This window comes from Streptomyces sp. B1866 (assembly GCF_031932565.1).
Taxonomy (GTDB): domain Bacteria; phylum Actinomycetota; class Actinomycetes; order Streptomycetales; family Streptomycetaceae; genus Streptomyces.
This window is the reverse complement of record NZ_JAVSCF010000256.1, coordinates 1-8,942: the sequence shown is the minus strand read 5'-3', so window position 1 is coordinate 8,942 and position 8,942 is coordinate 1. Positions and strand designations below refer to the sequence as shown.

Annotated in this window: 9 protein-coding genes; 3 read left to right on the top strand and 6 right to left on the bottom strand. The window is 77.6% G+C overall.

What is annotated here, in order from left to right; translation table 11 throughout:
* From RKE29_RS24775 to RKE29_RS24765, 3 genes are all read left to right on the top strand, one after another.
* Nucleotides 1-342, top strand: a 342-nt coding sequence (locus RKE29_RS24775) for a helix-turn-helix domain-containing protein (RefSeq protein ID WP_312007841.1), incomplete at its 5' end; no start/stop codon positions are given.
* Between the two features lie 270 nt (nucleotides 343-612).
* Nucleotides 613-2,787, top strand: coding sequence for a bifunctional glycosyltransferase 87/phosphatase PAP2 family protein (locus tag RKE29_RS24770; protein WP_312007840.1), 2,175 nt, complete (start codon nucleotides 613-615; stop codon nucleotides 2,785-2,787).
* Between the two features lie 112 nt (nucleotides 2,788-2,899).
* Nucleotides 2,900-3,469, top strand: a complete 570-nt coding sequence (locus RKE29_RS24765; protein ID WP_312007839.1) for a superoxide dismutase family protein — start codon at nucleotides 2,900-2,902, stop codon at nucleotides 3,467-3,469.
* Nucleotides 3,470-3,540: 71 nt separating this feature from the next.
* Here RKE29_RS24765 and RKE29_RS24760 read toward each other — a convergent pair whose 3' ends face one another.
* The 6 genes from RKE29_RS24760 to RKE29_RS24735 form a co-directional block, all read right to left on the bottom strand.
* On the bottom strand, nucleotides 3,541-3,936 hold the full coding sequence (locus RKE29_RS24760) for a type II toxin-antitoxin system VapC family toxin (RefSeq protein WP_312007838.1): 396 nt from the start codon (nucleotides 3,934-3,936) through the stop codon (nucleotides 3,541-3,543).
* Nucleotides 3,936-4,211: a type II toxin-antitoxin system prevent-host-death family antitoxin gene (locus tag RKE29_RS24755; RefSeq protein WP_312007837.1), complete on the bottom strand. Its 276-nt coding sequence runs from the start codon at nucleotides 4,209-4,211 to the stop codon at nucleotides 3,936-3,938. Before RKE29_RS24755 ends, RKE29_RS24760 begins: the two co-directional genes overlap by 1 nt.
* A gap of 9 nt (nucleotides 4,212-4,220) precedes the next feature.
* Nucleotides 4,221-5,093, bottom strand: a complete 873-nt coding sequence (locus RKE29_RS24750; RefSeq protein ID WP_312007836.1) for an ECF transporter S component — start codon at nucleotides 5,091-5,093, stop codon at nucleotides 4,221-4,223.
* Nucleotides 5,090-6,706 (bottom strand): ATP-binding cassette domain-containing protein, encoded by a 1,617-nt coding sequence (locus RKE29_RS24745; RefSeq protein WP_312007835.1) that lies wholly within the window; start codon nucleotides 6,704-6,706, stop codon nucleotides 5,090-5,092. The genes RKE29_RS24750 and RKE29_RS24745 overlap by 4 nt, the downstream gene beginning before the upstream one ends.
* Complete coding sequence (locus tag RKE29_RS24740; RefSeq protein WP_312007843.1) at nucleotides 6,703-8,037, bottom strand: CbiQ family ECF transporter T component; 1,335 nt, start codon at nucleotides 8,035-8,037, stop codon at nucleotides 6,703-6,705. The genes RKE29_RS24745 and RKE29_RS24740 overlap by 4 nt, the downstream gene beginning before the upstream one ends.
* A 194-nt stretch (nucleotides 8,038-8,231) precedes the next feature.
* The gene (locus tag RKE29_RS24735) at nucleotides 8,232-8,882 is read right to left on the bottom strand and encodes an SCO2322 family protein (protein ID WP_312007842.1); all 651 of its coding nucleotides are present in this window, start codon (nucleotides 8,880-8,882) and stop codon (nucleotides 8,232-8,234) included.
* Between the last annotated feature and the right edge of the window lie 60 nt (nucleotides 8,883-8,942).

Below are 8,942 nucleotides of genomic sequence, written 5' to 3'. Positions count from 1 at the left end.
CCGGGCGCGGCCGGCGCGCGGGCGGTGCGGCGCGCCCGCTCGCTGCTGGAGGACGACCCCGCGCGCGAGATCCCGGCCCAGCACCTCGCCGACGCCGCCGGGTGCAGCAGATTCGCGCTCTACCGCGCCTTTCGCGCCGCGTACGGCATGGCGCCCAGCGACTACCAGCGCCAGGTGCGGCTGCGCCGGGCGCGCGCCCTGCTGGCGGCGGGGCGGACGGCGGCCGAGGCGGCGGCGGAGACCGGGTTCGCGGACCAGAGCCACCTGCACCGGTGGTTCGTGCGCTGTTTCGGGGTCACCCCGGGCGTGTTCCAGCGGGCCGCCGCCCTGCCGGCGCGGTGACCCGCCGCACCGGCCGCCGCACCGCGGGGGCGGCGCCCGAGGACGGCGGACGGCGGCCGGCCAACCGGGGGCGGCGGTCAGGTGACGAGGGGGTGTGCGGCGTCGGACGCCTCGGCCAAGTAAGGTCTCGGAAGATCCGGGAACCGGTGACGGAAGCACGTGCACGGGCAGCGAACGGGACGAGTGGGGGAGCGGCGCGGCGTGGCGGACGTGGAGCGGGGCGGTCTTGGGACGGACCCGGACTCGGGAGCCAGACCAGGTCGCGCGGGAGTGCGGACGTCGCGGACCGTGCTGGCGCTGGGCGCCCTGTGGCTGCTGGCGGGCCTGCTGGCGGTGCGCCAGGCCGCCGCGGTGCTGCGGCAGCCGCCCGATGAACGGCTGACCGACCTCGACACCTGGATAGGGGAGAACGGCGTCCTCCACCTGCGCGGGTCGCTGTACGAGGGCGCCGCGTTCACCGGCACGCCCTTCCACGGGCTGGTCCTCAAGCCGCTGACCCGCGCCGCCGAGCAGAGCCTCGGCGTCGCCTGGACCTTCGGCACCCTGCTGCTCGTCGTGCTGCTCGGCCTGGTCGCCGCCCGCAGCCTGCCGCAGCCGGTGCCCCGGCGCACCTCGCTGCTCGCCGCGCCCGTGGCGGTCAGCCTGCTGGTGCTGTCGCTGCCGGTGCGCAACACCTTCACACTCGGCCAGACCAGCGTCATCCCGGTGCTGCTGGTGCTGCTCACCCTGCTGCCGCGCACCTCCGGACGGCAGTCGGGCGTCCTGATCGGCCTGGCCGCCGCGCTGCAACCCGCGCTGCTGCTGTTCGCCGCGCTGTGGTGGCTGGCCGGGCGGCGCCGGGTGGCCGCGCTGGCCGGCGGCACCTTCGCCGCGTGCACGGCGCTGGCCTGGTCGGTGCTGCCGCGCGACTCGTGGACGTACTGGCTGCACCACATCGGCGGCGCCGGGCTCGGCGCCCCGGCCGACGGCCTGTCCAACCAGTCGCTGCACGGCCTGCTGCTGCGCGTCGGCCTGCGCGGGCCGGGCGAGCTGGCGCTGCTGGCCGTGCTCGCCCTCGCGGTGACGGCCGTGGGCCTGCGGCGCGCGGTGCGCTACGCGCGCGACGGGCAGGCGCTGCTCGCCGTCGCCGTCACCGGCTGCGTGGCGCTGGCCGTCTCGCCCACCTCCTGGCAGTACCAGCAGCTGTGGATCCTGCTGGCCCTGGTCGGCCGGGTCGGCAGGCGCCGCGCCGACCGGCTCGTGTGGCCGGTGCTGGTGGTGCTGGTGATGACCCTGAACCGGCAGGCCCTGATGCCGGGCGTCGACGTCCTGGGCCACATCGGCTACAACGCGCCGCTGCTGGCCGCCCTGGCCGCCGCCTGCTTCGTGCCGTTCCTGTCCCGGACCTCGCCGCTGTGGGACCAGCCGCTGCGGTCCCCGGTCGCCGCGCCCGCCCCGAGCCGCTACCGGTGGGTGCCGCTGCTGCGCTTCGCGGCCCGGCCGCTGACCCGCCCCAACCTGGCGCTTGAGCTGATGCTCATCCGCGTCGGCTACTTCGGCTACTCCTACATCCGCAGCAACGCGCCGGGCGAGCGGAGCGTCGCCGAGGGCCACGGCCACCAGATCCTGCGGGCCGAGGGCTGGCTGCACATCGACGTCGAGTACTGGTTCAACGGCATCGTGGCCGACACGCCGTGGCTCCGGGACAGCATGAACACGTACTACAGCACCTTCCACTTCCTGGTGCCGCTGTCCCTGCTGGCCTGGCTGTACGTCACCCGCCCCGCCACCTACCGCTGGGCGCGCACCCCGCTGGCCTTCGCCACCCTGCTCGCCCTGGTCGGCTTCTGGCTCTACCCGCTCGCCCCGCCCCGCCTGATGGGCCTGGGCTACGTGGACACCGCGCACGGCCACCAGGACCTCAGCAACCCGGACTTCGGCGCGCTGACCAAGCTGTCCAACCAGTACGCGGCCATGCCGTCGCTGCACATCGGCTGGTCGCTGTGGTGCGGCGTGGTCATCGTGGCCGTGGCGCCGTACGTGTGGGCCAAGGCGCTGGGCGTGCTGTACCCGCTGCTGACCGCCGCGGTCATCGTCGGCACCGCGAACCACTGGGTGCTGGACGCGGTCGGCGGCGCGGTGGTGGTCGCGGCCGGGTTCGGGGTGCAGTACGTCCTGACGGGCATCGGCGGCCGGCCGGCGGAACGGCCCCGCGCGGCCGGCGCCGCCCTCCGCGCGGGCGGAGCGCGGGCCGCGGGGCTGCTGCGGCGGGTACGGGCGGGTACGGCCGGGGCGGAAGCCGGGGCCGAGTCCGGGTCTGGGTCCGGGGCCGAGTCCGGGGCTGGGGCTGGGGACGCCGGGCGGGCCTCGGGAGCCGCCGGTGCCGGGGACGCCGCCGGTGCCGGGGGCGGCGCGCCGTCCGCGTCGGACCTGCGCGAGCCGGGTGAACCCCGGGTCAAGTCGTGACGTCGAGATCCGAACGCCGTTGAACGGCTCCCGCGCGCCCCACTAGCGTGGGCGGCCAGAAACGTGTCCTCTGCACCGAAGAAGCCGAGGACCAGGGGGAAGGAAGTACCGGATGTCCATCAGCATGGCCGCCGTCGCGGCGTCGATGGCCGTCGTCACCGGCGGCGGGCTCGCCGTCGGCACCGGACAGGGCACGCACGCGATCGCGCACGAGCACTTCGTGGCCGTGGCCGACAGCGACACCTACCGGGCGGTGACCTACGACACCGCGGCGGTTCCGGCGGGCAGTCAGGTGACGGTCGTGTCCCACCCGGCCTCGGACGGCGGCACCCGTGTCGCCCTGATACTCGAAGGGGTCCAGCCCGACCGCACCTTCGGCGCCCACGTCCACCGCAACCGGTGCGGCGCCTCGCCCGGCGACTCCGGGTCCCACTACCAGAACGTGCCCGACCCGGTGACGCCGTCCACCGACCCGGCGTACGCCAACCCGGACAACGAGATCTGGCTCGACCTCACCACCGACGGCCACGGCGACGGCCACGCGGTGGCCGCGGTGGGCTGGCGCTTCCGGGCGGGCGAGGCCGCGTCCGTCGTCGTGCACGAGCACGCCACCGACACGCACCCGGGCCACGCGGGCACGGCGGGCGCGCGCCTGGCGTGCGTGGACGTGCCGCTGTCCTAGCCGCATGTCGGGGGCGCCGCCCGCTCGCCCGAAGGGGGTGAGCGAGCGGCGCCACGGCCGGCCCCCGGAGGTCAGGCGGGCGCGGCCACCGGCAGCCCCAGCCCCTGCGCCGCGGTGAGCAGCCGCTTGTCGTACGTCACGAACGCCGCGAGCTCCCCCCGCAGTTCCTCGGCCGTGGCGAGACGGATGGCGTCGAGCGACCGGAGATGCGGGTCCTGGTAGGCCGCCGCCCGGCGGCGTACGATCTGGTCGATCTCGAAGAATCCGATGGCGGCGAGCAGGCCGGGCAGTGCTGCCAGGGCGGGCGGGTCCGTTCGCGCGAGGGCTCGCGCCGCTTCCACCTCCGTCAGCGCGCTGCTGACCAGGTACTCGTCCGCCGGCTGGCTGAGCAGCCAGGCGCGCAGGGCTGCGGATTCCGCCTCGCGGTGCGCGAGTTTGAGCACCGCACACGTGTCGAGGTAGATCATCAGTAGCGTTCTTCGTCCCGCATCTCGGTCACGGTGCCGGACACGTTGTACTCCGGGCCGATGGTCGAGATCTCTTCGGGCAGGCCGCGGCGGCGGGCGGGCCGCAGGCGCCCCTCGGCGACCAGCCGGTCGTGCAGACTCTCCTGCTCTCCTATCGGGACGAGGCGCAGGATGGGCTTGCCGTGGTCGGTCACTTCGATGACCTCCCCCTGGCGGACCCGGTCCACGATCCGAGAGGTGTGATGACTCAGCTCCCGCAGTCCGATGCTGGCCATGCGGCAAAGTTACCACATGTGCCCACATCTGGAGGGGCTGTGCCCGCTCCGGGCCGGGACGTCGTCGAAACCCACCGGGACGTCGAAGGCCGCGCGGCGGGCGGCGCGGCGCAGCGCCTTCAGGACCGTGCCGCCCAGGGTCAGGGTCAGCGTCACCGTGACGACGGCCCGGGGCAGGTCCCAGCCCAGCGAGGTGGCCAGGCAGTAGGCGGCGAAGCGGGACAGGTTCTCGCTCGGCGGGTCGCCGGGCACGAACGACACGCCCGAGCCCAGGCCCGCCAGGTAAGGCCAGCCCTGGAGGTTCATCACCGTGCCGTAGAAGAGGGACGCCACGCACCCGTACGCGGCCAGCAGCAGCACCTCGCCGCGCCCGCGCAGCCGGTCCGCGCCGGGCAGCAGGCCCGCGCCCATGCCCACCCAGCCCATGGACAGCATCTGGAACGGCATCCACGGCCCCACCCCGCCCGTCAGCAGCGCCGACGCGAACATCGACACCCCGCCGAGCACGAAGCCGAAGCCGGGGCCCAGCGCCCGGCCGGACAGCACGATCAGGAAGAACATCGGCTCTATCCCGGCCGTCCCCGCGCCCAGCGGCCGCAGCGCCGCGCCCGCCGCCGCCAGTACGCCCAGCATCGCGACCGCCTTCGCGCCCAGCCCGGTGTCGGCGACGGCCGCCAGGACCACGGCGAGCAGCATCGGCAGCAGCGCCGCGAACAGCCAGGGCGCGTCGGCGGAGTGCGCCAGGCCCGACCCCGTACCGGCCAGCAGCGGCCAGCCGAAGGCGACCACGCCGACGGCCGACACCAGCGCGAGGGCCGCCACCGAGCGCGGCCCGAGGCGCACGGCGCGGGTACCGGACCGCCCCCGGTCGGCCGCGCTCACGCCGGACGCTCCGCCAGGGCCCGCCGCACCTGGCCCACCGTCAGCCACGGCAGCGGCGCCAGCACCTTGGCGACCTGCGGCGCGAACGCAGGGGAGGAGACGACGACCTCGGCCGCCGGGCCGTCCGCGACGACCTCGCCGTCGGCGAGCACCACCACCCGGTCGGCGAGTTCGGCGGCCAGCTCCACGTCGTGGGTGGCGAGCACGATCGCGTGCCCGTCCGCCGCCAGCGCGCGCAGCGTCTCCACCAGCCGGGCCTTGGCCGCGTAGTCCAGCCCGCGCGTGGGCTCGTCCAGCAGGAGCAGCGGCGGGCGGGCGGCGAGCACGACGGCCAGCGCCAGCGCCAGGCGCTGCCCCTCGGACAGGTCGCGCGGGTGGGCCGCCTCGGGCACGCCGGGCAGCAGCCCGGCGACCAGCGCCCGGCAGGTGCCCGGCGCGGCGCCCGCGTCCTGGTCGGCGGCCGCGCACTCGGCGGCCACCGTGTCGGCGTACAGCAGGTCGCGCGGCTCCTGCGGCACGAGCCCGACGTGGCGCAGCAGCTCCGCGGGCCGGGTGCGGTGCGGGGTGCGGCCGCCGGCCCGCACCGCGCCGGAGGCGGGCCGGTGTACGCCGGTGAAGGCGCCCAGCAGCGTCGACTTGCCCGCGCCGTTGCGGCCCATGAGCGCCACCGTCTCACCCGGGTACACGGCCAGGTCCACGCCGCGCAGCGCCTCCGTCGCGCCGTGCCGTACGGACAGGGCGACGGCCTCGCCGACCGGGGCGGCGTCAGCCGTGGGGCGGGGCGCGGGCTGCGGCACCCGCTCCAGGCGCTCCCGCAGGTCCCCCGCCCTGCGGCGCGCGTCCCGCACCGACAGCGGCGGCGGCGACCAGCCCGCGAGCCGGGCCAGGGCCACCACCGGCGGGTGGACCGGCGAGCGGGCCATGACCTCGGCGGGGTCGCCGGACACGGGCGGGGCGCCGGGGGCGGGCAGGAGCACCACCTGGTCCGCGTACTGCACGACCCGCTCCAGGCGGTGTTCGGCCATCAGCACCGTGGTACCCAGGTCGTGGACGAGCCGCTGGAGCACGGCCAGCACCTCCTCGGCCGCCGCCGGGTCGAGCGCGGACGTCGGCTCGTCCAGTACCAGGACCCGCGGGTGGGCCGTGAGCACCGACCCGATGGCCACCCGCTGCCGCTGTCCTCCGGAGAGCGTGGCGAGCGGACGGTCGCGCAGGTCGGCGAGGCCCAGCAGGTCCAGCGTCTCCTCCACCCTGCGGCGCATCACGCCGGGCGGGACGCCCAGGGACTCCATGCCGTAGGCCAGCTCCTCCTCGACGGTGTCGGTGACGAAGTGCGCCAGCGGGTCCTGGCCGACGGTGCCGACGGCGTCGGCCAGCTCGCGCGGCCGGTGGGTGCGGGTGTCGCGGCCCGCGACGGTGACCCGGCCGCGCAGCGTGCCGCCGGTGAAGTGCGGCACCAGGCCGGAGACGGCGCCCAGGAGTGTCGACTTGCCGACTCCGGACGGGCCGACGAGCAGGCACAGCTCCCCCTCGGCCACGGTCAGGTCGACGTCCTGGAGGGCGGGCCGCTCGGCCCGGTCGTAGGTGACCGACACCTGCTCGAAGCGGATCACTGCGGGGCCTCCTCGGGGCGGTGCGGGGGCGGCGTTCCACGGCCGGGAGCGGGGCCCGGGGCACGGTTACGGTCACGATCGGCTGCGGCTGCGGCTGCGGCTGCGGCTGCGGCTGCGGCTGCGGCTGCGGCTGCGGCTGCGGCTGCGGCTGCGGCTGCGGGTGCGGGGCCGGGTTCGGGTGCGCGGCCGGGGCCGGGCGGGCCGTCCGGGGCGGCCGTACGGGCCGGGGCGGGCCCACGCGCCGGGGACCGCGCCTCCTCCCGCCCGGCGTCCGGCGCCCGGGCGCGGTCCGGTGCCGGGGCGACGAGCGCGGGCAGCAGGCCCAGCAGCACCGACGCCGCGGGCCACAGCGGCAGCTCCGGGGCCGTGAGCGGGACGGCGGGCGGGTGCAGCGCGCCCGGCGCGTACGAGCCCGCCCAGATCGTCAGTCCGCCGACCGCCGCGCCCGACCCGGACACCAGCCACGCCCGCACGCCCCAGCGGTCCGGCCGGTAGCGGGTGCGCACCGAGCGGCGGCCGCCCAGCCACAGGCCGCCGAGCGCGGCGGCCAGGCCCGCGAGCAGCAGCGGCAGCCCGTACCGCCCGCCCTCGGCCGCCAGCAGCCCGTACGAACCGGCGCACACGCCCAGCAGGCCGCCCAGGACGAGCACGTGCGTGACGCGGCGGACGGCGGGCGGCACGCGCGCGGTACGGCCGTAGCCGCGCGCGTCCATGGCGGCGGCCAGGGCCACCGAGCGTTCCAGCGCGCCCTCCAGGACGGGCAGCCCGACCTGGAGCAGGGCGCGCACGCCGCGGTCCGGGCGGCCGCGCAGGCGGCGGGCCGCGCGCAGCCGCCGCACGTCGGCGACGAGGTTCGGGGCGAAGGTCATGGCGACGACGACGGCGACGCCCGCCTCGTACAGCGCGCCGGGCAGGGACTTCAGCAGGCGCGAGGGGCTGGCCAGCGCGTTGGCCGCGCCGACGCACACCAGCAGCGCCGCCAGCTTCAGCCCGTCGTACGCGGCGAAGGCCAGCCCCTCGGCCGTCACCCGGCCGCCGACCCGCACGCCCTCGGCCCAGCCGGGCAGCGGCAGCTCGGGCAGCGTGAACAGCACGCGTGTGCCGGGGACGGGCGAGCCCAGGAAGACCGCGAAGGCCAGCCGGATGGCCAGCACCACCAGGCCGAGCCGCAGGAACGCCCCGTACGAGCGGGCCCACGGCGCGTCCGTGCGGCGGGCCGCGACGACGTACCCGGCGACGCCGACGAGCAGGCCCAGCAGCAGCGGGTTGGTGGTGCGGGAGGCGGCGGTAGCGAGCCCGAGCGCCCACACCCACCACGCGCCCGCGTGCAGGGCGCCCGCGCGGGACGACCGCGACGCGGCGGGGCGCGGGTCGGGGTTGGGTGCCGGGCGCGGGTGCGGGTCGGCGTTTTGGGCGGTTCCGGGCGGCCGGTGCGCTCCCGCGCGGGCCGCGCGGCGCGGCGGCCACCAGGAGCGTGGCGGACGTGCGCGCGGCCCGGCGCCGGGCGGCCTCGGGGGCAGGCCGGTCATGGCCGTCGGCGGCGGGCCTGCCACACGGCGGCGGCGCCGAGCACGGCCACGGCGGCGATGCCGCCGATCAGCCCGGCCGACGGGCCGCCTCCGCCTCCGCCGCCGCCTCCGCCGCCGTCGGCCTGCCCGGTGCAGCCGGACTCCGGGTAGCCGGCGATGGCGCACAGCAGGCCCGTCGAGTCGTAGCGCAGCGGCTTCGCGACGGCCGCCAGCGCCTCGCCGGCCGTGGCGTCCGCGCGCACCCGCGCGCAGGCCGTACGGGCCGGCGGCGGCGTGGCGCCGCCGGGCGCGTCGGCGGCGGTGCCGAAGTCCAGGACGACGGCGACCCGTTTGGTGCCCCGCGCGGGACGCGCGCCGGGCGCGTCGCCGCAGACGGCCGCGAAGCCGGCGGCGCCGCGCGGCCGGGCGGCGCCGGGGGAGTCCTCGCTGGCCGCGAAGCGGAAGCCGATGCTGTCGCCGTCGCCCGGCCGGGCCGTGGCCGGGCCCTGCGTGGCGTACGTCCAGCCGTCGGCGCCCGCCTCCCGCTGCCAGAACGACCAGTAGCGCAGCGCGTCCGCGCGGGCGGGTCCGGCGCCGTACGCGAGGAGGAGCCCGGCGAGGAGCGCGAGGAGGAGGGAGAGCGTGTGGAGGGGGGCAGGCGTGCGCAGCGGGGCGCGGAGGGGCCGCCGCCGCGCCGGGGGCCGCGGGCTCGCGCCCGTGCCGCCGCC